At 58.4% G+C, this 22545-nt stretch carries 19 protein-coding genes and 1 tRNA gene; 11 read left to right on the forward strand and 9 right to left on the reverse strand.

Translation table 11 applies throughout. The features are described from left to right. The first annotated feature begins 59 nt into the window (after nt 1-59). Nucleotides 60-491 carry a hypothetical protein gene (locus JIN81_RS03885; protein WP_200276567.1) on the forward strand — a complete coding sequence of 144 codons (432 nt, stop codon included), beginning with the start codon at nt 60-62 and terminating at the stop codon, nt 489-491. Between the two features lie 60 nt (nt 492-551). After that, nucleotides 552-1046 (forward strand): hypothetical protein, encoded by a 495-nt coding sequence (locus JIN81_RS03890; protein WP_200276569.1) that lies wholly within the window; start codon nt 552-554, stop codon nt 1044-1046. Nucleotides 1047-1087: 41 nt separating this feature from the next. Here JIN81_RS03890 and JIN81_RS03895 read toward each other — a convergent pair whose 3' ends face one another. Beyond that, nucleotides 1088-3409: a DUF7133 domain-containing protein gene (locus tag JIN81_RS03895; protein WP_200276571.1), complete on the reverse strand. Its 2322-nt coding sequence runs from the start codon at nt 3407-3409 to the stop codon at nt 1088-1090. Nucleotides 3410-3953: 544 nt separating this feature from the next. On the opposite strand from JIN81_RS03895, the gene JIN81_RS03900 reads away from it, so the two are divergent. After that, the gene (locus JIN81_RS03900) at nt 3954-4196 is read left to right on the forward strand and encodes a hypothetical protein (RefSeq protein ID WP_200276573.1); all 243 of its coding nucleotides are present in this window, start codon (nt 3954-3956) and stop codon (nt 4194-4196) included. 48 nt (nt 4197-4244) lie between these two features. Here the strand turns inward: JIN81_RS03900 and JIN81_RS03905 are convergent, their stop codons facing one another. The 4 genes from JIN81_RS03905 to JIN81_RS03920 form a co-directional block, all read right to left on the reverse strand. Continuing rightward, a complete protein-coding gene (locus JIN81_RS03905; RefSeq protein ID WP_200276575.1) occupies nt 4245-5201 on the reverse strand; it encodes a hypothetical protein in 957 nt (318 codons plus the stop codon). Further along, nucleotides 5149-7089, reverse strand: coding sequence for a hypothetical protein (locus tag JIN81_RS03910; RefSeq protein ID WP_200276577.1), 1941 nt, complete (start codon nt 7087-7089; stop codon nt 5149-5151). The genes JIN81_RS03905 and JIN81_RS03910 overlap by 53 nt, the downstream gene beginning before the upstream one ends. Beyond that, nucleotides 7086-7988: a hypothetical protein gene (locus tag JIN81_RS03915; protein WP_200276579.1), complete on the reverse strand. Its 903-nt coding sequence runs from the start codon at nt 7986-7988 to the stop codon at nt 7086-7088. Before JIN81_RS03915 ends, JIN81_RS03910 begins: the two co-directional genes overlap by 4 nt. Before the next feature lie 563 nt (nt 7989-8551). Beyond that, nucleotides 8552-8641 (reverse strand) — tRNA-Ser (locus tag JIN81_RS03920). Nucleotides 8642-8905: 264 nt separating this feature from the next. Here JIN81_RS03920 and JIN81_RS03925 point away from each other — a divergent pair. From JIN81_RS03925 to ispE, 4 genes are all read left to right on the forward strand, one after another. Further along, the gene (locus JIN81_RS03925) at nt 8906-9331 is read left to right on the forward strand and encodes a hypothetical protein (RefSeq protein WP_200276581.1); all 426 of its coding nucleotides are present in this window, start codon (nt 8906-8908) and stop codon (nt 9329-9331) included. 135 nt (nt 9332-9466) lie between these two features. Beyond that, nucleotides 9467-9928: a MarR family winged helix-turn-helix transcriptional regulator gene (locus tag JIN81_RS03930; RefSeq protein ID WP_200276583.1), complete on the forward strand. Its 462-nt coding sequence runs from the start codon at nt 9467-9469 to the stop codon at nt 9926-9928. A 99-nt stretch (nt 9929-10027) separates the two neighbouring features. Continuing rightward, the gene (locus JIN81_RS03935) at nt 10028-10657 is read left to right on the forward strand and encodes a purine nucleoside phosphorylase YfiH/LACC1 family protein (protein WP_234044444.1); all 630 of its coding nucleotides are present in this window, start codon (nt 10028-10030) and stop codon (nt 10655-10657) included. 7 nt (nt 10658-10664) lie between these two features. Beyond that, nucleotides 10665-11501 (forward strand): 4-(cytidine 5'-diphospho)-2-C-methyl-D-erythritol kinase, encoded by an 837-nt coding sequence (gene ispE / locus JIN81_RS03940; protein WP_200276587.1) that lies wholly within the window; start codon nt 10665-10667, stop codon nt 11499-11501. A gap of 24 nt (nt 11502-11525) precedes the next feature. Here the strand turns inward: ispE and JIN81_RS03945 are convergent, their stop codons facing one another. From JIN81_RS03945 to rpoN, 4 genes are all read right to left on the reverse strand, one after another. Continuing rightward, nucleotides 11526-13202 (reverse strand): carbohydrate porin, encoded by a 1677-nt coding sequence (locus tag JIN81_RS03945; protein WP_200276590.1) that lies wholly within the window; start codon nt 13200-13202, stop codon nt 11526-11528. A gap of 62 nt (nt 13203-13264) precedes the next feature. Next, nucleotides 13265-14668, reverse strand: a complete 1404-nt coding sequence (pyk, locus tag JIN81_RS03950) for a pyruvate kinase (protein WP_200276593.1) — start codon at nt 14666-14668, stop codon at nt 13265-13267. A gap of 11 nt (nt 14669-14679) precedes the next feature. Beyond that, nucleotides 14680-15726 carry an Mrp/NBP35 family ATP-binding protein gene (locus tag JIN81_RS03955; RefSeq protein WP_200276596.1) on the reverse strand — a complete coding sequence of 349 codons (1047 nt, stop codon included), beginning with the start codon at nt 15724-15726 and terminating at the stop codon, nt 14680-14682. Between the two features lie 62 nt (nt 15727-15788). Beyond that, nucleotides 15789-17189: an RNA polymerase factor sigma-54 gene (gene rpoN / locus JIN81_RS03960; RefSeq protein ID WP_200276599.1), complete on the reverse strand. Its 1401-nt coding sequence runs from the start codon at nt 17187-17189 to the stop codon at nt 15789-15791. A gap of 185 nt (nt 17190-17374) precedes the next feature. On the opposite strand from rpoN, the gene JIN81_RS03965 reads away from it, so the two are divergent. The 4 genes from JIN81_RS03965 (at nt 17375) to guaA (ending at nt 22539) form a co-directional block, all read left to right on the forward strand. Next, nucleotides 17375-18733 (forward strand): UTP--glucose-1-phosphate uridylyltransferase, encoded by a 1359-nt coding sequence (locus tag JIN81_RS03965; RefSeq protein ID WP_200276602.1) that lies wholly within the window; start codon nt 17375-17377, stop codon nt 18731-18733. Between the two features lie 71 nt (nt 18734-18804). Beyond that, nucleotides 18805-19422, forward strand: a complete 618-nt coding sequence (locus JIN81_RS03970; protein ID WP_200276605.1) for an HAD family hydrolase — start codon at nt 18805-18807, stop codon at nt 19420-19422. A gap of 122 nt (nt 19423-19544) precedes the next feature. Beyond that, on the forward strand, nt 19545-20999 hold the full coding sequence (gene guaB / locus JIN81_RS03975; RefSeq protein WP_200276608.1) for an IMP dehydrogenase: 1455 nt from the start codon (nt 19545-19547) through the stop codon (nt 20997-20999). A gap of 16 nt (nt 21000-21015) precedes the next feature. Further along, complete coding sequence (gene guaA, locus JIN81_RS03980; RefSeq protein ID WP_200276611.1) at nt 21016-22539, forward strand: glutamine-hydrolyzing GMP synthase; 1524 nt, start codon at nt 21016-21018, stop codon at nt 22537-22539. The last annotated feature ends 6 nt before the right edge of the window (nt 22540-22545 follow it).

Consider the following 22545-nt stretch of genomic DNA (forward strand, 5'->3'; position numbering starts at 1 on the left):
GGCTCCGGGCGCATGACGTTGACAAGGGGTGGGCTGCGGCCGAAAGTGCGGGCAATCCCATGTGGAGCCCGCCTGACACCTATGCGATCGCCCGAATCGACCTGCCCGGAGCCAGCACTCACGGTTGGCAGGTCCGGATGCAGCGGCGGGGCAAGAAGTATGGAAAGTACTTTGCCGACCGGCAGTGGGGTGGGCCGAAGCAGGCCTATTTGAAGGCGCGTTCGTGGCGGGATGCCTTGATGGAACGTCTCGAAGACGAAGCGGCTGGCGCTCGCATCTGCGAGAAGTCGGCGAGGAATTCCTCGGGGGTGGTGGGAGTCTCGAAGGTCGCAGTGGCGGCGTCGAACGGATCGATGTACTACTTCTGGCAGGCCACATGGTGTCCCGAACCCGGCCAGCGGCGATGTGTGAAGTTTTCCGTTCGCCGGCATGGGGACCGGCAGGCTTTTCGGCTCGCGGTGGAGGCACGTCGGCAGGGTGTCGAATCGTGAAATTCGGCGAGTGGGGCATTTGGACTTGGATTGTGGGCTGGGGGCGTCTGAATCGGCCCGATGTTCAGTGCCAGCCAACTCTCCGATGATCAGAAGGACTCACTCCGCCAATGGGCCGCCGAAGGCGCTTCGATCGCGGATCTGCAGAAGCGGATGAAGGAGGAGATGGATATCGGGATCACCTACATGGATGCCCGATTCCTCGTCCTTGATCTCAAGATCGAGATCGTCGATGAGAAGGCAGAGGCAGCCAAGGAGGAAGCTGCGAAGGCGGAGGCGCAGTCGGGTCCCGGCGAGGTGAAGGAAGCCGAGGTGGAAGTAGAGCCCCCGTTGGCCGCCGGTGGTGTGTCGGTGACGATGGATCAGGTCGCCATGCCGGGTGCTCTCGTGAGTGGCAAAGTGACTTTCAGTGATGGAGAGAAGGCCGTTTGGATGCTGGACGAATATGGTCGCCCCGGGCTTGATCCGGATACCCCGGGCTATCGTCCGGCGAAAGAGGACATCGAGGATTTTCAGAAGCAACTGACGACGCTGGTCCGGGACGCCGGCATGTGAACTCCAAGGCGTCAGCGCTCACGCCAAGCCTCTTCGCTCTTCTATTGCTTCAGTTCAGCTGCGACGTAGGGGCGACCTGATCGATCGGTGGTGGCGGCACGCCAGCGGGTGATTGCCTCCGGTGCTACCATGCCTGCCGTATTGGACCATTCGTGGCGGATGTAGCTTGCGAGATCCGCAAGCCGCTGATCCGTCATGGCGGGATTGAATGACATGCCGGGCATGGCGGCAGGAGGGGCGTATGTTTCCCCGGCCACCTCGACCGGGCCGGTCATGCCGTGGAGAAGAATCTTTGCGAGCACCTCGACCTTGCCGGTCACCCACTCCGAGCCGTCGAGCGGTGGTCCGAGATCCGGAAGCCCCCCGCCATCGGCCCCGTGGCAGGCAACGCATGCCGCTTCACCGTGGTAGAGCGCCTTGCCCCGCTTGAAGGCGATCGCGTCGGCACCTGTCAGACCCCCATTGATCTTCGCCTTGGCGGGAGCCTTCGAAGCATTCTCGAGCCAGGCGATCAGGGTCTTGTCTTTCGAGTCTTCGAGGTGGCTTGCGAGAAATTCCTGCTCCCGTCCACGCAGGCCGGCGACGGCAGCTTCCCGAACGAATGGGATCTTCTGGTGTTTTTCCATGATCGTGGCGAGTGCCTTGTCCGAGGTCTCGTGGTTGCAGGTTGCGAGTGCCTTCGCCAGGTAGGGAATGGACTCAGTGGAGACCTCAAGCTTCGAGAGTCCCGGGGCGAGGAGTTGTCGTTGAGGACTTGAAAGTCGGGTGACTGCCCACAGGGCCGAATTTCTCAAGTTCGGATCCTTGCTTACCAAGGCCGACTTCAGATGATCCGAAGTGAGCATACCCATGCCTTCCAGAGTCCAGATGGCGTGCATGGCGGTTCGCGCGTCCTGGTTCTTGGTCAGCAAGGCGAGATCGGGAACCCATGATGGATCCTTGCGGGCGGTCATCACGCGCTGCGCGGTCTCCCGGTGCCAGGCATTCGCATGGGCCAGCATTGCGACCAGTTGGCGACCTTGAAGGCTGGCCATGTCGATGGGTTGTTCGAGTTGTCCAGCTGAATGGCGGATTCGATAGATGCGGCCGAGTCCGTGACCGGGCTTGTCGAGGCCCCGTGACAGAGTTTGCTCGCGGAGGTAGCTCGTCATGTAGGTCTTGTGCTGGATGATGCCGTGGTAGAAATCGATGACATACAGGGAGCCGTCGGGGGCATTGTAGGCATTGACCGGGCGGAACCGTTCGTCGGTGGATGCAATGAATTCCTTTTCACCCAGTGGGTGGGAACCGGTCATCTTTCCGTTCGATTCATCGATGGCGATCGCCTTGACGAGTTGGACTGTGGACTCGGTCACGATTCCCCGGCCGAGCCATGTTTTGGGGAAATTCGTGCCTCGATAGATAGCCATGCCTGCCGCGGCGGTCGCGTTGATTAGCTTGTAGGTCTCGGGGTCCAGGGTCTGGCTGTCGTAGCCATTGGATTTGGCGATGTATCCTCGATTGACTCCGGGCGTGACGCGAATCGGCCAGACGCGGTTGTTGCCGAGTTGGGTCGTGCTTCGGACGCGCATTTTTGCCGCCGGGTTTCCGTCCAGCAGATCGGGGGCCGTCCGATCGGCGTTCAGCAGGGTGGAGTTGCTGTTGTGGTAGAGGCGGCCATGGTCATCGCGGGCGATGCCCCACTGGCCACGGAACGATGTCTTCTCGATCAACCACTCACCTGCAACCCGACGGATCCTTTTGTCGGATTTCGCGAGGTAAAGCCAGTTGTCGAGGTTGGGGAGGAGTCCATTGGGCTTGTGCTCGGCATTTCCGCCGGCAGCGAACTTCGGATCGAGAACCACAGGGTCTCCCGAAGCTTGCAATCCGTCCCGCTTAATCCAGCAAAGTTGGTTCTGGTCAATGAAGAGGACGCCGTCAGGGAAAACGGCCAGCGCGCGAGGAAGCAGGATCTTGTCGAGAAACACGGTGCGCTTGTCGACCGATCCGTCATGGTCGGTGTCTTCGAGAACCACGATGCGCCCCTGGGGGATATCCTCTCCCTTGCCATCGATGTCGGGCATGTAACCGTTCATTTCGCATACCCACATGCGTCCCGCGGGATCAAAGTCGATGCAGACCGGTCGATCCACCAAGGGCTCTGCCGCGACGGGTTCGATGATGAAACCGGGAGCAAGTTCAAAGGTCTTCAGCGCCTGGTCGACAGGCAGGACCGGGGCCGCTGGGACTTCGTCAGCAGGCACGATGGACTTCATGTTTTCGTGCCCTTTTCGATTGCCCTGCTGGCTCCACACGGGAGCAGCTGCAAGCAGCAGGAAGAGGACGGAGCGACCAGTGATGAACATGCGCCCTTCTACGTGCATGATGGCGAAATTTTCAGCCCGAATCTGAGTTTCTTCGAAAATTGTCGGGTTCCCCGCGGGGGTGTCGCGTGTTCCCGTGACATGCAGCGCTGGAGGGGGTGATTCGTGACTTGGGTAGGGTCCATCTCCGGGGTGCTCCGGTCGCCTCATCGTGTTGGTTTCCTGCGCGCCCCGCCGACCCATCTGGTTGCGATCCATGAGCGTTGGTGTTTTCAGGCCCGCATTCGGTGAAGCTCTTCAACTGCTTCTTCGGTCCTTGGGAAACGCGTCGTTCCGATCCCTGAGAACAGGGTTGCAGGCGTGGCGGACCGGGCGGGGTTGACTTCGCTTCGCTCAGTCCAAGCCTGTCAGGCTCGCTGTGCTCGCAAAGCGACGACGCCGATACGATCGGCTTCTCGTTTTCAAACCCGATTCGCTTCACTCACCAGTGCTCTCCGCCCGGCCCAGAACGCCATCACCCGACCCCAGCAAGCTGGAGTCGGGTGATGGCGGACCGCATGGGAGCGTATTACGAACTTTTGCGCCGATCACCTGCATTGCAGGCGTGAGGCGGGATGCTTGGAAGGACGGAGCCGAGCTGGTTCATCCGGTCCGTAGTCACTGGCGGGACAATCCTCCATCCATGGAGTTGCTGCACCGCTGCCCGCCGGACAAGCCCATGCGGTATTTGGCCGAGAACTGGAAGCTGGCGCTGGATACCGGCCTCGTAGCCTCCAGCACCAAAATTGCCGACCAAGTCGGCCTCAGCGATAGTCGTGTGCGACAGATTGTGCGCCAAGCTCCGTGACGCAGCCCTCCAATTGACTGATCCAAGAATCGCCACTCTGACAATCCCTCAGTCTAATGCCCAAGTGCCGACAAGCTCCTTCCGGTCGGCGGCAGCATCCTGCAGCCGCTCCATGACTCTCTCCTTGTCGATTTCGCCCTGAGACCGGTGTCTACCCAAAACGCGTTTCATACGATTACCGCGCAATTGTTCGGTCGATAGCTTCGCCGCACATTCTGCAACAGTTGTTGTCAAAGCGTTGCTGACGCGAGCTTCACTTTCTGGAAGATTTGCTAAATCTGAACGGTCGCGGCTAAGCATCGCCTCAATGCTTACAACTTCCGCTGCATCGAGGAGATATTTTGCCTCACATGATTCAACTGCTGTACGGAAAGCAGCTTCCGCGGACTGTAGCCCAGAAGCATCGGCCTTTAGCAAGAGCGCCAGAGCTGCTTCAACTCGTAGCGAGGTTCCAGGCGTGTTTGTCGATCTCAAAACAGAATCGTCATCCCCAAGGATGATCTTAACGTCTGAGAGCAGAGCTTCATCGAGCAAATAAATGGCTCCGTCCGGGTTTTGGATCCCTCCTACGCCCCGACTCTTCAATGATGTTACAAGATACTTTTCCCCTTTCTCATACGTGAAAAAATCGAGCTTCCCATGACCTCTTAAGCCCCATGATGAAGAGCCTTCGGCTGGAGGTATTGATCGTGAAATTTCATTTTTACGAGCTGTCTGGCTTCCATGAATCCTAATAAGATCGCCAACGTCCACGCTTCCCGTTAGGCACTCCTCAACCTTCACAACTAAAGTGAATTCACGGATTCGGTTTCCGCCTGTTGCTTTGATTGGGTCTGAAGCAGCAAAGCTCTCGACGCTAACGGAGTATACCCCCTTCGCGCTCTCAACCGAAAACACGCGAGGCAAGGCTGCTTCGGCAACCAAGAAGGCTGAGGCAAATAGAATAGTTAGTCTAGTGAGCATCGTAGTGGATAGTTGTTCCGCTAAGCGGAGGACGCGTTTCATGATCGACCCCCGGAGGGGATTTCACAGGAGAGAACTCTTCTTCGGTAGGAGCTTGAATCGCCCCAGTGATTGAAGCGTTTGAATTAAGGACCGCATACACACCAATGGTCTGCCAATCGACGCGATACGCTGTTTGATAGGTTCGTTCTCCTGCACCCCCTCTGGCCGAAACTGATTGACCGTCGATGTCGGCAAAAGACTCAGGGCTGGACCAGAACGTGAGGAATGCCGAAAAGGCAGTGGCCGAGTCATAGCCTTTCAGGTCAAACCCAGCATGATTTGGATGTCCATCTGGCCATGCGCTGGTTGGGCTATCCCAAGCCATAATCCGGACTTTCCTGCCAAGAGGTGCTGTGCCGGTTGTCTGAAAACTCCCTGTGACCAAGCACACAGAATTCATTCCGTTGATCGCGGCATTAAGATCAAATCTGTCGAGAATTGGTTCTTCGTAGAGAAGCGGAGAAGGATCGGCCGGATTGAACATAGGAACATCAGCGACGGCATCCCATCCGCTGGCACTCGCAACATTCGAGGCAAATCCAATATTTACAAACTGGTCATCCTCATTGTTTTTTTTGTAAGTGCCCGTCTCTTGATTCACGACAATGTTATTTGACCACCCGCCCATTACCCTATCGGTTCCACGCATTCCATCTTTGCCGCCCACAAAAGTTGCAAATGCATCCAAACCAATACCTGCAACCTCATATAGATCAGCAGTTGTGGCACCGGGATCCACGTCCTGTTCGTTCTGCCCAAAACGCACGTATTGATAGGCAGGTTCAAATCCGGAAGCTGCTATCTCGCCAAAAATCGGGTCGCCCTCGTGATGCTCGACAGCGTTGATGTCGATATCGACCACAATCAAGGGGCAAACAAACGCAGATTCACCGTTGCTGATTTCTCCATTGGTATCACTATCCACCCAGCCCACTATGTAGAAGGAGCCTCTATCGTCTGTCGTAACCTCGGCAGTGTTTTGAGCTCCTACAGGGAGCAATGAAAGCGGGCCAGATCCAACTGCGGAAACATCTGCTGGATCTCGAACGACTTTCAGCGTTACCGGATCACTACTCGGACAGCTTGCTGAAATTTGGATTTCCTGAAGATTGTTTTTTATTAGGACCAATGCATGTCCTCCGGAGAAATGCCAATCCGGAAATGACGTCGCGAGAACTGATGGCGCAACGAATGTATTTCGAAAAACAAGGTCGCTAGGCAAGACGGGCCATACGCTCTCCGGGCGCACGGTATTTGGGAGTGTGGACGGGACGGTAACTTCAATAGAAACTTGATGCGGCAAAGTATTCGGAGGAAGTTGTTGGTGGGAGAGGTCCGCAACTTGCTCAATATTTGACAGAGAGATGTCCGTGAGTTGTGTGATCCCATAGGATCCGTGAAGTTCGGCAATAGCATTCGCCTCCCATCCATCGGGTATTCCATCACCATCGGAGTCTTCATCCCAATCCGAAATTTCATTTAGGTTTGAGTCCCCGGAAAGAGGATCTGTGCCAAGAGCCAATCCTTCTCCAAGATTTGAGACAAGATCACCGTCGAAATCACTGAATTCGGCACTTGCCAGATCGAAAACACTTTCATCATCAACGTATGCCAGCCTCAGAAAGGTCTTCTCGGCACCATTCGTGTCTACGCCGTATTGAGATGGATTGCTGCCAAAGTCCACGACTGGGGCATACAACCATGTCACAAGGTCGATGCTGCATTGGAGGAAGTAGGTTCGACCGGCTACGCCATCCCAATCTGTGTTCCAAGTGGTTCCAACTCCCTTCGTCAGCACGAGTTGCGGCTGGGGCGGAGGCTCAGAGGCTTCCGCAAGCCCGAACAACAACAGCGAGCCGGACACGATTTTTGCGATTGATGCGTTCATCGCCCCTCATCCTTGTCCGCTTGAGGCTTGTCTCGACGCCAGAAACTAATCGTCACGTCGTCTGGCCGGGGAGGATTCGCTAAAAAGAAATCTATCCGCTCTTTTCTAATTCGCGTACGTTCGACTTGGGCCTCCTGCATTCGGTCGCCCTCATTACGGTATAAGTCGTGAAGATTCTTGAGAGTATCCATCCCCATGCCTTCGGCATTCCCTCCGACAACGACGAAGGCCGGACCTGCATCGACAAGATCCGGGAGTTCGGGGATGGTTGGCCCGTCGTATTCCAACCCATGGAGTTCCATGGCTTCCCGCATGCGACCGGTATCAATGATACCCAGACCCATGAGCATGCCGTAGTCGGTGAATTCCCCATCCTGCCCGGTGACCCGGAACGTTGAAAAGCCACTGAAGCAGGTGAAATCGAGATTAGACCACGCGGTAATCTGATGCTTGGCATCGCCGCTGGGGTGAATCCTCAGAAGAGTGGCGGTCTTGTCGTAAACAGTCGCCGAAACAAAAAGCATTTCGGTTCGCTTGTAATGCCTGGCCAGCTCGTCAAGCGCAGCGACGACCTCGGGATCGTCTGGAGGAAGCGCAGGAAGTCGCGGAGGAGGATCTGGGAGTTTTGGATCTTCAACAAGCCGTATGGTGAAATCAATCGCGCCTTCGACCGGAGGAAGCCCCGTCATCGGTGGTGCGTCGGCAACATCCATTCGAGTGGTTCTTGTGGTAAGAACGGTAAAGTCAACGGGTTCCGACTCTGGCACAGGCTCTGCGGGGGCGGGATTCAAGATCGGCTCGGGAATCGATACCTCACCTTGCGTCACGATGTCTTCTTGTCCGTTGGCAACGGAAACGTGCAGAAGCACACAAACCATCATCGCTTTGAGTCCCCTCATATGGTGCATAGAAGTGGGGCTCATGTGACCAGAGAGCAAGCATCAAGGCAACAAGCTCCCGTGAAGGTTTCGTGAAGGTTTCGTGAAGGAGGACCCAAGGTTTCGTGCTCCGCACGAAACTCTATCGGCAGAATCAAACCGGAGGTAGCAACTACAACCGGAATCGACGGAATGGTGCGGGCGAAGCGCAGCGAGCCACGGTCCCGGCGATTGGGGTTGCGGGCGCGAGAGGCCGAGGCTTCTTAGCCCGGAGGAGGTTTCTTCCGCCGCCGAATCCCGCCGCAGGCGGGTTTCGGTGTCTCTTGTGGTGGGGCGGAGGCAGCACGGCTTGACCGTCCGGCGCGGGAGCGAGGCACGAGCGAGGGAGCGGCGGACCGGGAGGGATTGGGGAGGGGTTGACTTCGCTTCGCTCAGTCCAAACCAGTCAGGCTCGCTGTACTCGCAAAGCGACGACGCCGATACGATCGGCTTCCCGTTTTCAAACCCAGTTCGCTTCACTCACCAGTGCTCTCCGCCCCGCCCAGAACGCCATCACCCGACCCCAGCAAGCTGGAGTCGGGTGATGGCGGACCGGGAGGGATTCGAACCCTCGATACCGTTTCCGGTATACTCCCTTAGCAGGGGAGCGCTTTCGACCACTCAGCCACCGGTCCGGGTAGCGGGTCGCGCGGAGATTGTACAGGCGAAGCGGATTGGTCAACCACCCGAAACAAAAATTCTGCATTGTGGATTTGGTGGATCCTTCCGGTTGCTAGGGGTTGGAATGGCAGGGAGAGCGTCAGCGGGCAGGGTACTGCGGCCGATGGTTGGGCCATGACCCGAATGGCCGTTGTCGTGTCAGAGTGGTGTGAACCGGCATGACCTCGATCGTGAAGAGGGCTTGCACCAAAACGAGGGGCTGATTCGCTTCCTTGGTAATGAAACTTTGGTTGAGCAGGTGGATCCCGGTGTTGGTGGCATTTTCAATGGGTGCGTGTGGATGGTTCGGTGAGGAAGAAGAAGAGAAAGAGGTGTCGAAGACCGCCCCACGATTGGTCGGGCGCGTGGCGTCGATCCATGAATCGGAGGGCTTCGTACTGATCGAGAATTTCCGCAGCCTGACTCTGGGCGAGGGACTGCTACTGTCGACACGGGGGGAGGAGGGTCGTGCATCGACGCTCGTGGTGAGTGGCGAGAAGATGGGGCGCTACGCGGCTGCCGACCTGAAGTCAGGCACGCTTGAGGTGGGTGATGAGGTGTATGCACGACCACTTCTTGCAGAAGAGCCATCGACGGACCTCGAATGGCAGAATTCGACGCCAAGCACGGAAAGTCCGGATGAACCGGGCAGTCCAAGCCCCTGAATTTTAAAGGAATCCCGACAGGGTTGATAAATTTTATAATTTATACTTGCGAAAGGTCAGGGGAGCTTGCTAGCTTCCTCCTCGTAATGGCTGTGCTCCCCTTACATGTCCCAACATTGAACACTACAACCAGCCATGAAATTGAGCACCTCGGACCCCCAGGGTCCTACATTGACAGCTGACGCGAACCGCCTTGCTGACTTCGTCCTGTTCACGCAGCGCAGCTGCATCCTGAACCTCTCGACGAAACTCAACAAGGGCAACGTCTCGTTTCCCCAGTTCTTCCTACTCGCCTACCTTTCGAGCGAAGAATATCTGACCATGTCAGATATCGCGAAAAAGATGGGTCACTCGACCGCTGCGGCCACTGGCCTCGTCGATCGTTTGGAAAAACTTGGATACGTCGAGCGGGTTCACGCTGCGGAAGATCGCCGCAAGATTATGGTTCGAATCACCCAGAAGGGCGTCGAACTCGTATCAAAAATGCGGAAGGAAATCGCAACTGACCTTGCCGGAATCTTGTCCGAAATGGATGAGGATCAGGCAGAAGCAGTCGAGCACACGAAGCGCGCGCTGAAGAGCCGCGAAATTGCGTGAGCATCGATCGCCGCTAAAGTCCCCCCAAATTATTGGCGGATCGCATGCGCCTCCGTTACGCTTCCAAGCGTGACGGAGGCGCTCTCGTTTTTAGACCCCTTGAAGGAAATCTCCGGAGTCCGGGTCGATTTCGTGGAACGCATTGACGGGATCAATGTGAATGGTGAGCGGGACGAAGTTTTGGAACGCTTGGATCCAGCGCATCGATTGCGGGCAAGGAGCCTTTCGGGATCGGAGCATTGGTGGAAAGCCGAGCAGGTGCACGGAGGGGATGTCGCCGTGGTTGAAGACACCGGGGCAAGCCGCATGATTCCCGGGGTTGATGGTTTGGTCACCCGTCTTCGTGGAGAGACCTTGGGGATTTATGTGGCGGATTGTGGTGCCATCTGGATGGCGGACCGACGGACGGGAGCGGTGGGGCTCCTGCATTCGGGCAAGAAGGGAACGGAAGCCAATATCCTAAAGCGTGGAGTGGAGGCGCTGACCGGGATCTCGGGATCCGCTCCAGGGGATCTTGTCGTGGTGCTCGGACCGTGCATCCGCCCACCCCACTATGAGGTCGATTTCGCTGCCACGATCCGCAATCAGGCATCCGACCTCGGCGTGGGAGGGTATCATGATTGCGGGATCGATACGGCGGGTGATCCCGACCGCTACTACAGCTATCGTATGGAGCGGGGGCGGACGGGGAGGATGTTGGCATTGATTGTCGGCGGAGCGGAAGCATGATCCGGGCATGATCGTCGAAGCGCCAGCCAAGTTGAATTTGTCCCTGCGCGTGCTCAGGCGGCGGGGGGACGGATTCCATGATATCGAGTCCATCATGGTCCGGCTCCCCGGCCTGCATGACGAGTTGGAGATTCAAGCGGCTGAGAATGACGGTTTTTCCTGCGATGCGCCGGGCGTGCCGACGGATGGGTCCAATCTGGTCGTCAAGGCATTGAATCTCTTTCGGCGGGAGACCGGAAGCACGGACAGTTGGAACATCCGATTGACCAAGCGGGTGCCACACGGGGCTGGTCTTGGCGGGGGAAGCAGTGATGCGGCCTTCACGCTGCAAGCACTCAACGAGCTCTCCGGAAACCCTGTCGAGAATGAGCGGTTGTTGGAGATCGCGGGGGCTTTGGGATCTGACGTGCCCTTTTTCCTGGGCGAAGAGGTGGCGAAGGTGAGTGGCCGCGGTGAGAAGCTCGCAGTTTGCGAGCCTGTGCCTGCCATGCCGGTGGTTCTGCTGAAGCCATCTTTCGGTGTGTCGACGCCCGGAGCCTACAAGGCGTGGAAAGACAGCACCGAGATTCCGGGAATTGCCTATGGTTCCCAAGCCATGCCTTGGGGTGACTTGGTCAACGACTTGGAGCGACCCGTGTTCGCCAAGCACCGGATGCTTGCGGAAATGAAGATGTGGCTGCTCGAACGTCCTGAGGTGAACGCGGCCATCATGAGTGGATCAGGTTCCACGATGTTTGCGGTGCTTGAGTCGCCCGACGATGCATCGACCGTTGTCGGTGGCGCGCTGCGCGAGGTGGACCCGACCCTCTGGTCGTGGAGTGGCTGGACGGCGGGTGTCCGCTAGGGATACCCGTGGGGATTGGGTGGATCACCACCAGGATTCCATCTGCACGCCCCAGCTGAAGCCCTCGGTTTCTAGGGCGTAGTCGGTGCCGCCGACCTGACCTCGCTGGCCATCATTCCAGAAAGCATAGGTGAGGAATGCCCGCAAGACGGGGCGGGAGTAGAACTCGTCTCCGAGGGAGACCTGCGGAGCGATGGTGAATTTCCCCAATGACCCGCTGCTCCCGTTCGGGGAATTCGAGATCCAGTCAAAGCCACCTTCAAATGCGATCGAGGCCCATTCGTTCAAATGCCAGATCGGGCGCAGACCGGCGGAAACCCAGTGTTGCTCCGGCAAATTGGAGCCAAAATCGGTGTACTGATAGACCAAGGCCGTTCCAAGCGAGACGCACTCCCATGGTTTGACCACCACGTGGTCGGTTGCCCGGAAACGCCACGATTCGTCCGGGTCGGGGCGGATGAAGGTGCCGTTCGGGTCGGTGAAGGTATCAAAGCCGGAGGTGAAGGTTTTTGCTGGCCCGGTGCCGATGGCAATGGAGGTCTTGTGGACGCTGTTCTCATCGAGGAATCCCTCTGTAGTCCTGAGAAGGGTGAGGGCAACGCCATCGGAGTCTTCCGCCTTGCGGCCGCTGGCGTCGAAGCCGGAGTTGGCCTTTGAGTAGGTGAATCCAAGTTCGCCCTTGCCGCCGAAAAACGGCCAGTCGTAGTAGCGGACATCGATGTTTGTTTTGCTGAAGCCTGCGAGGTTCGTTGGATCCGGAGTGCCGGGAATGTCATAGATCCCGCTCTCCGTGCTGCCGCCGATCCAAGCGAGGGCGAACTTGCCGGGACCCATGCTCACGTCCTCGATGCCGGCTCCACCTCCGCTCATGTTCCAGAAATAGAAATCGTTGATGTGAATGTCGTGACGTCGGTAGAAACGATTTCCTGCCCAGATCTTGGCCTCCGGATCTCCAGGGATGATGTTGGCGAACGAGGCCCAGATCTCGGGCACAGCGAACGTGGTGCTCGTGCCAGAGCCGTAGTCTGAGTAGGGATTGACGTAGGAAAGTCTCAGATTCCACTGGGAGACCACACCTTGGATGGCTTTTTCGCTGGGGTCGTAGAGTGCGAAACTTCCAGGGGTGAAGAAGGTTTTCGAGAAGAGCAATTCACCGTAGTTCTCGGCCTCGTTGCCGAGGCGGTACTTTGAAACTCCGGGAAGTCCAAAGGCTCGCAAGGGGCCACCCGCGTCGCTGCGGCCGTATCCGGCCCGGAAGTATCCACTGATGTCCAGATACCCTTCCAAGACCTGCTCGATCCGGTCGGCCAGGGCTTCCTGCTCGGCGCTCTGAGGGCGGTAATTCCGGGACTCGGTGTCGCCTCGGAAGCTCTCTTTGACCTCGTCGTAGGCCTCAAGGGCATGGTCTTCCGGCATCATTTCCTCCTCGCCCATCACGGTCTCCCGGGGTTCGACGTCCGCGGGGACGCTTCGACGCGGCGCACTGGATGGAGCAGGGGGGACTGGATTCGGCTCGTCCCGAGCCTCAAGCTCCTTGATCCGGGCTTCCAGTTGGTTGATGCGGCCCTCGTAGTCCTGACGGATGGCGTCGAGTTCCTTGCGGAGAGCGGCAGCAATGGCTGGATCAAGTTCGTCTTCTGCGGATGCGGTGGCGAGACATCCCAGGATCGCCGCGGTGAGGACAAATGGGTTTTTGTTCACTGCCTGCAACCATGCTCCGGCGCAGCATGTTAGGTCAAGGCACAAGCCGGGGAGTTCCCGGATCAGGCGTGGTGGAGGATGATTGAGTTGGCAGCGATGTGGTTCGAAAGAATGTCCGAGACGATGACCAACGGAGTGCCGGGTTTGAGGTTCTCGGACTCGATCAGGAAATTCGCCGCCCGCTGGACGGTCTCGTCGATGCTCGCCGCAAAGGGAAGTTTGAAGGCGGTGACATTCCGCGTGAGGGCGAGCTGCCGACAGACCAGATTCTTCGGGGTGAATGCGTAGAACTCCGAGGTGCGTGGACGAAGCATCGCGGTGTGGTTGGCAAGCACACCACGGCGTGTCAGGACCACCAAGCGCGCATCCGGCAATGAGTCAGCGAGGGTGACCGCGGCACGGGCGGTCTTCTGCCTTTCGTCTCTCAGAAGGACGTCCTGCCCATAGCCCAAGCCGCCGGATCGTTCGATGCGTGAGGTGATCTTGACGAGCACTTCGAGGCAGCGCAGCGGGTGTTTGCCGATACTCGTTTCACCGGACAGCATCAGCGCGTCCGCCTCTTCATAAGCGGCATTCGAGCAGTCGGTGACTTCCGCGCGGGTCGGGGTCGGGTTCTGAATCATGGATTCCAGAAGCTGGGTGGCCACGATGACGCGACGCCCCAGTTCGTGGCAGCGCTTGATGATGCGACGCTGCAGAATGGGGAGTTCCTCGAAAGCGACCTCGATGCCAAGGTCCCCACGAGCAATCATGATGGCATCCGATGCCTGAATGATGGCATCGATGTTCCTGACCGCCTCCTGGTCCTCGATCTTTGCGATGATCTGAGCGGTTCCTTCAAGCGCCTGCACGGCATCACGCAATTCATGGACGTGGGCCGCATCCCGGACGAAAGAACCCGCGACGTAGTCGGCTTCGCATTCAATCGCGAGAGCCAGGTCCTTGTGGTCCTTCTCGGTCATCGCCGGCAGGTTGAGTCGCGTGCCCGGAAGATTGATGTGACGGCGGGATCCGAGGGTTCCGGCGTTCTTCACTTCGCAGAGGATACGGTCGTCCTTACGAGTGCGGATTTCCATCAGGAGGGTGCCATTGTCGACCACGAGAGTGCGTCCCTCGGCGACATCATCCATCATTCCTCCGTAGTTGACGGTAGTGGAAAGGGGCACCGTGGGTTCGGTTCCTTCGCGGCGGAATTCAACGAGATCGCCAATCTTCAGCTCGTAGGGAGTTTCGACATCCCCTGTCCGGATGGAAGGTCCTGTTAGATCGAAGAGCAGGGCTACATGGGCCATGCGTGCGTTGGCCTGCTGACGGATCTTCCGTGACATGTCACGTGCCCACTCATGCTTGGCGTGGCTCATGTTGAGCCGGAACACGTTCGCTCCGATGTCGATCAACTGGCCGATGATCTCGGCGGACTCGGTGGCTGGACCGAGGGTGGCGATGAGCTTGGTTCTGCGTGACATGAGATTCGGGGTCAGGAGGTGAGTGAGCCTGCGATTTTTTGAGCCGCGTCGCGAAGCGCTTCGGCAGCGGCACTCGGAGCATCGGGCGTGCCGACAATGGGACGACCTTGGTCACCGGATTCCCGGACGGGGAGTTCGATCGGGATCTGGGCGAGAAGCGGGACCTTCAGGTGCTCTGCTTCCCGCTTGCCGCCTCCTTCACCGAAGATCGGGTAGCGGGTTCCGTGATCGCATTCGAACCATGCCATGTTCTCGATGAGTCCGAGGATCCGTACATTAACCTTGGCAAACATGGAGACCGCCTTGCGGGCATCGATGAGCGCGACTTCCTGCGGGGTGGTGACGATGACGGCGCCATCGACGGCCACGGTCTGCACGATCGTCAGTTGGATGTCGCCGGTGCCAGGAGGCAGGTCGAGGATGAGGTAGTCGAGTTCGCCCCATTCGACCTGGCGGAGGAATTGCTGGGTGTATCGGGTGGCCATGGGGCCGCGAACGATGACCGGAGAGCGTTCTTCAAGGAGGAAGCCCATCGACATCAGTTTGATGCCATCCACTTCAATCGGGATGATCTCGTCGCGGTCGTTGGCCATCGGGCGCTCGTCTGAGCCAAACATCATCGCGACCGAGGGGCCGTAGAGGTCGCAATCGCACAGGCCGACCTTGGCGCCGGTCTTGGCGAGTGCGACAGCCAGGTTGGCTGCCACGGTGGACTTTCCGACCCCTCCCTTGCCGGAGCCAACGGCGATGATTTTCTTCACTCCGGGAATCGACGAGGTGCCCGTGGTGTCTGCGGGACCGGCGCTCTGTCCCGGTGGGTCCTTGATTTCGATATCGACGGTGATTTCTCCGAGGTCCGGGATCTCGGCCAAGGCGGCATGGCAGTCCTTGAAGATTTTCTCAGGGACGTCGGGATCCTTCGTCTGGACTTCGATCAGGACCCTGGTGTGCCCGGAGCTGATCTGAATGTCCTTGAGGAGACCGAATGAGACGATGTCGCGAGAGAAGCCCGGATAGCGAACGTTGCTGAGGGCTTGCTTGATGAGGTCGGCTGTCATGGATGCGAAGCTTCAGTATCACAATTTGGCGAATAGCAAACTCCCGCTTGGTGTTGGCTTCATCATGAGAAGGTCCGGCGGAGATGCGAGGGGAGGATGCCGAGTTGGTCGCGATACTTGGCTACGGTTCGGCGGGCGACGGGAATGCCTTGGGCTTTCAATGCCTTGGCGAGGCCCTCATCCGAGAGCGGCTTCTTCGGGTCCTCCTTGGCGATCAGTTCCTGCATGGCTTCGCGAACTCCAGCATTCGAGACCTCCTTGCCGTCAGCGGTCTGGTATCCTGCTGCAAAGAACGCGCGCATTTCCATCAATCCGTGGGGCGTAAGAACGTACTTTCCGGCCACCGCGCGAGAGACGGTTGTCGCGTGAAGTTCCAGTTCATCCGCCACCACATTCATGGTCAGGGGTCGAAGGAAGCGGGGACCCTTTTCGAAGAATTCCGGCTGGTGCTCGATGAGTTTGTCCGCGATCGCCAGGATGGTCTCCTGGCGGAGAGACAGGGAGCGGATCAGCGTGCGGCCTTCGCGGATATTTTCCCGGAGGAACTGACGGGCTTTCGTGTCATTGCCGGTCTTGCCGAGCAGGTCCTTGTAGAAATCACTGATCTGGAGGCGGGGCAGATACTCATTGGTGAGTCGTGCGTGCCAGCCGGCATCTTCGCGCTCGATGATGACGTCGGCACGGATGATCGGGTTCCCGGTTGGATCAAATTCGCCGCCGGGGTTGGGTGTCAGACGACTGATGGCGATGGCTGCCTCCGAAACCCGCTCGACACTGGTTCCCAGCGAGCGGGCAATCTGGGGGAAGCGCTTGCGCGCCAGATCTTCGAGGTGGTCGCGAACAATCCGATATTCGAGGGAGTCAATCTGCTGCTGGCGCTCGAGCTGGAGGAGCAGGGAGTCACGGAGGTCGATGGCACCGATGCCTGCGGGATCGAAGCTGCGAATCAAGGCGGTGGCTTCATCGATCGCCTCACGTCCGAGGCCGAGGCGAATGCCAAGATCCTCCGGTTTCATGTCGAAGAACCCGCGTGCGTCGAGGTTGCCCAAGAGGGCCTCGGCGGCGACCCGGACATCGGGTTCGATGAGCGCCAACTTGAGTTGTGAGGCGAGGTGCTGCTGGAGGGTTTCCGGGGCGACCAAGGAGTTGTAAAGGTGCTCGCGACGCTCCTCGTCATCGGAGGTCCAGGACTGATTCCTGCGCTCCATGATCTCGAGGTCGCGCCAGTCGTCATCCGTCTCGTTCAAATGATCGAGTGAATCCGCGGTGTCTTCGGCGGGCGCTTCGGCATCCAGCGACACCGATTCCGTCGTGTCTTCCAGCACTGGGTTGGTCTCTAGAGCGGTCCGAACCATCTGGGTGAGCTCCATGGAATTCGCCTGCAGGATCTCCAGGCTGCGCCGCATCTGCGGGGCGAGGGACTGCTGTTGCGAAAGGGATTGGTGGAGCGAGTGCTCGGCCATGATGAGGTCGGGGATTACCGCGAAGTGCCGACACTCAAGAGATTTGCGGAGCGCTTATGAAGCACAAAATATGCCAAACGAAATATTTATTTCTTGCGAAATGGAAAATGTCGTTTGTGACCTTTGAACGTGACCTTTGGTCATGCTTGCACTCCCCTTCCGGCGACCACTTTTTCCAGAAAATCATGAGCACCCCAGATTTCGAGCCATTTCGCAACAAGATGACGTCAGCAAATGTGATGGAGCCGGCCATCATGGCGTTTCAGCAGAGCTACGAGGCACTGTGCCGCAATGAAACGGGGATGATCGACGAGTCGTCCCTCGATCCGGTTGGTGGCCTGCCGGAACATGTTGAGACCGGTGAATCCTTCGATCCGGAGCTCCTCGCCAAGACCGTTGTGATCAAGTTGAATGGAGGGCTTGGCACAAGCATGGGCTTGGAGAAGGTGAAAAGCCTCCTCGAGGTGAGGAAAGGCACCACCTTCCTCGATCTGATCGTGCGTCAGATCCAGTCGCTCCGCGAGTCGACCGGGGCGCCGGTCAGGCTGCTGCTGATGAATAGCTTCAGTTCCAGTTCGGACACGCTCGGACACCTTGCTGAACATGCGCCGGATGGTTTGCGGGAGGCGGGCGAGGTTGAATTGATGCAGAATCAGGTTCCGAAAATCGACGCGGCGACGCTTCAGCCGGTGGCGTGGCCGAATCAGCCTGATCTGGAATGGTGTCCACCCGGCCATGGGGACCTTTATCCGGCGCTTGTGGGTAGTGGTTGGTTGGACCGGCTTCTGGCAGACGGCGTGCGGTATGCGTTCGTTTCAAATTCCGACAACCTCGGCGCGGTGCTGTCTCCGGAGTTGTTGCGTTGGTTTGCGGCCTCGGACGCACCCTTCCTGATGGAGGTGACCCGAAGGACGGCAGCTGACCGGAAGGGAGGGCATCTCGCGGTAAGGAAGGCGGACGGTCAGCTGTTGCTGCGTGAAGTCGCCCAGTGCCCGGACAGCGACCTGGATTCATTCCAAGACATCACGCGGCACCAATTCTTCAATACGAATTCGATCTGGCTGCGTCTGGATCTTCTGAAGAAGAAATTGGACGAGTGTGGTGGGGTGATCCCCCTGCCGATGATCCGCAACAGGAAGACCGTGGACCCGAGGGACCCGGAGTCGACACCGGTCATTCAACTTGAAGTGGCGATGGGTGCGGCGATCGAGAGTTTCGAAGGGGCTCAGGCCATCGAAGTGCCACGCTCGAGGTTCGCGCCGGTGAAGACGACGGCTGACCTTTTTGCGCTGCGTTCGGATGCCTACCACGTCAGCGAAGCGGGGTGTGTGTCATTGATTCCTGAACGCGAGGGGCGACCTCCGGTCGTGTCCTTGGACAGTCGCTACAAATTCGTGGATTCCCTGGATGCCCTCGGCATGCCGTCGCTCGCTGAGTGCGACTCCTTGACGGTGAAGGGGGAAGTCAGGTTTGAAGACGGGGCGGTGATTCGTGGGGAGGCTTCGTTTGAAGATGAGACGGTGCCGCCCGGGGTTCACGGTTGACCGGGGGTGTGGCAAATTTGCTCGTTTTGAGTCCTTGCCATCTCCGTCCTGAGTGATACGCCCTCCGCGCAATGGCAACTGTTGGTGCTTTGGAACTACCGGCCGATGGCTTCGACGCCGTCGTTTTCGACTGTGATGGAACGTTGGTGAATTCGATGCCTGCCCATTTCGAGGCGTGGTGCGAAGCCCTGACCTACTATGGCGCGGCAAACGTGTTCCAAGAGGACGTTTTCTATGCGATGGGGGGGCGCCCAACCACGGACATCGTCGTCGAATTGAACTCCGAGTATGGGTTGAAATTGGACCCTGCAGCCGTGGCGATGAAGAAGCGCGAGGCGTTTCTCAATCGGCTGGGAAGCATCGAGTTGATCGATGAGGTGGTGGATTTCGCGCGTTCATGCCGGGGTCGTCTCCCGATGGCGATTGCGACCGGAGGTACCCGCCTGGTGATCGAGAAGACGCTGCAGGCGGTCGGGATCTCGGACCTTTTCGACGATGTGATTTCTGCGGATGACGTGCAGGTCGGAAAGCCGGATCCGGAGGTGTTCCTGAAGGCTGCTGCCATTCTCGGGGTTGAACCGGGGCGTTGTCTTGCGCTTGAGGATGCACCGGCGGGCATCATGTCGGCCCAGCGGGCGGGCATGCAGGTGGTTGCCGTGCCTGCGCCATTGAATGTCCTCCAGCCCTAGTTCGGTCTCTGCTTCGGTGCTCAACTGTCGCGTGGCGGTAGTGGGGGAGCGAGGACGGTCAAAATTTGAATCGATTGTCGATTCAGGCTTGATTCCCGGGCCGCTCCTCCATTGACTCCGCCATGGCGGACATCACCCTTGGGTTATCTTTCGACGACGTCCTTTTGCAGCCGCGTTTGAGTGCTGTATTGCCTTCGACCGTGGATCTTTCCACGCATGTCACGGACTCGATTGCGTTGCGTATTCCCGTGGTCTCTGCGGCCATGGACACGGTTTCCGAATCCGAGTTGGCCATCGCCTTGGCCCGTGAAGGGGGCATGGGGGTGATTCACCGGGCCTGCTCGATCGAGCAGCAAGCTTCGATGGTCTCCCGGGTGAAGCGCTCGGAGAATGCGGTGATTCTCAAGCCTCTGACGGTTGAGAAGCATCAGAAGGTCCACGAAGTCATGGACATCATGGCGGAGCATGGGTTCTCCGGCTTTCCCGTGGTGGATGAAAACTACATCCTCGAAGGGATGATCACGGGTCGGGATATCCGATATCTCGACAAGGAGGATGCCACGGTCGAAGAGGTGATGACTCCACTTGACCGCTTGGTCACCGCTCCGCCGTCCACTGAGTTGGAGGAGGCGCGCCGGATTCTCTATCAGAACCGTATCGAGAAGCTTCCATTGGTCGATGCCAACGGGCGATTGGCGGGTCTGATCACAGGTGCCGACCTCGAGAAACGTGCGGCATTTACCGACGCTGCCAAGGATCCGAGCGGGCGGCTCCGCTGCGGAGCTGCAGTCGGCGTGGGCCCTGATGCGGTTCAGCGTGCCGAGGCCGTTCTCGAGGCGGGTGCGGACGGTTTGTTCATCGATGCGGCGACCGGCCATACAGCGCGGGTGATGGAAGTGATCGAGCAACTTCGCAACCTCTCGGATCGCCCCGTCGTCGCAGGCAATGTCGTCACGGAGCAAGGGGCGATCGACTTGGTGAATGCGGGTGCGAGCGCGGTGAAAGTGGGCGTAGGTCCTGGCTCGATCTGTACCACCCGGGTGATTGCCGGAGTGGGCATGCCTCAATTCACTGCCATTCAGAACGTGGCTCCGCATTGCCGCAAACACGGGGTGAAAGTCATTGCTGACGGGGGAATCCGTTACTCGGGCGATGTGGTGAAGGCGATTGCTGCCGGAGCCGACCTCGTCATGCTGGGTTCGATTCTCGCGGGAACTCGCGAGAGTCCCGGTCAAACGGTCTACTCTCAGGGTCGTCGTTTCAAAACCTACCGAGGAATGGGATCGATCGGCGCCATGAAAAAAGGGGCAGGTGACCGCTACAGCCAGAATTCGTCGGGCAAGCTGGTCGCCGAGGGGGTTGAGGGGCGGGTGCCTTACAAGGGGCCGCTGGCCGATGTGATCTTCCAGTTGATGGGAGGGCTTCGATCCGGCATGGGCTATGTCGGTGCATCGTCTCTGGAGGAACTCCGCGAACGTGCCACCTTCACACGGATCACTCCCGGCGGACTTCGGGAAAGCCACGTGCACGATATCGTGATCACCGAGGAGCCTACCAACTATCAGCCGATCAGCTGACCATTCCAAGAACGCCATGCAGGAAAAACAACACGTTGCCGTTCTCGATTTCGGCTCCCAGTATACCCAGTTGATCGTCCGCCGAGTGCGGGAACTCGGTTATTTTGCGAAACTCTACACCCTTGAGGATTTTCCTAACATCGGGGAACCGGGTGCCATCATTCTTTCCGGCGGTCCGAAGAGCACGAGTGAGCCTGATGCTCCCGACCTCGACTTCGAGCAACTTGATGCCTTCGGCGTTCCGGTTCTCGGGGTTTGCTACGGGATGCAACTGCTGAACATCAAGTTCGGAGGGAGCGTGGAGGCCAGCGACCGACGGGAATACGGGCCGGCCAAGCTTTTCCCCGTGGAGCCCGCCGGTCTCTACGAGGGGCTGGCGCATGACTCCCAGGTGTGGATGAGTCACTCCGATACGGTGCAGGATCTCGCGGACAATTGCACGGTGTTGGCGCGCAACCAGCACGGGACTCCGGTTTCTTTGAAGTGGGGGGAGCGCTACTTCGGGATTCAATTCCACCCTGAAGTGACGCACAGCCATGAAGGCACGCGGATCCTCCACAATTTCCTTCTTCAAGCCGAGGCGCTTGAGCCGTTCAGGATCGAGGACTTCAAGGAAGAGGTAATTCAGGGGATCCGTGAAAAAGTCGGCAACAAGCAGGTTGTTTGCGGTGTATCCGGGGGAGTGGATAGTACGGTGCTTGCCGTATTATTGCACGAGGCCGGTGCGAATGTCCGGGCGATCTTTGTCGATCACGGGCTGATGAGGAAGGACGAGGGCGAGGAGGTCCGCAACAACTTCCATCGCATGGGTGTTCCGATTGAAACGGTTGACGCTTCGGAAATGTTCCTGCGGGAGCTTGCCGGTCAGAAGGAGCCTGAGAAGAAGCGGGAGATCATCGGCAATCTGTTCATCGACGTTTTCTGGGATTCGGTGGGCGACGCGGAGCTCCTCGCGCAGGGAACGCTTTACCCGGATGTCATCGAAAGTGCCTCGAACGCGAATTCGAAGGCTTCGAAGATCAAGACGCACCACAACCGGGTCGATCGCATTCTTGAGCTTCAGGCCCAGGGCAAGGTGCTGGAGCCGCTGGCCGAACTGTTCAAGGACGAGGTTCGTGCTCTGGGCACTTCCCTCGGAATTCCTCAGGACATCCTCAACCGTCACCCCTTCCCAGGCCCTGGACTCGCGGTCCGCTGTCCCGGGGAGATCGACGAATACCGTTTGAAGATCATTCGTGAGTGCGATGCGATCTTCATCGGTCATCTCAAGGAACACGGATGGTATGACAAGGTCTGGCAAGCGTATGCCGCATTGGTGCCGGTGAAGACGGTGGGGGTGAAAGGGGATGAGCGCAGCTACGAGTGGGCGATTTCGCTGCGAGCTGTGATCAGTGAGGACGCGATGACCGCGGATTGGGTGGAACTGCCCTATTCGATCCTCAGGGAGACCAGCCACGACATTCTGAACGAAGTCGATGGGATCAATCGCGTCCTTTACGACGTCTCCACGAAGCCGCCGGCCAGTATCGAGTGGGAATGACCGTGC

Source organism: Haloferula rosea (genome assembly GCF_016595525.1).
GTDB lineage: Bacteria > Verrucomicrobiota > Verrucomicrobiia > Verrucomicrobiales > Akkermansiaceae > Haloferula > Haloferula rosea.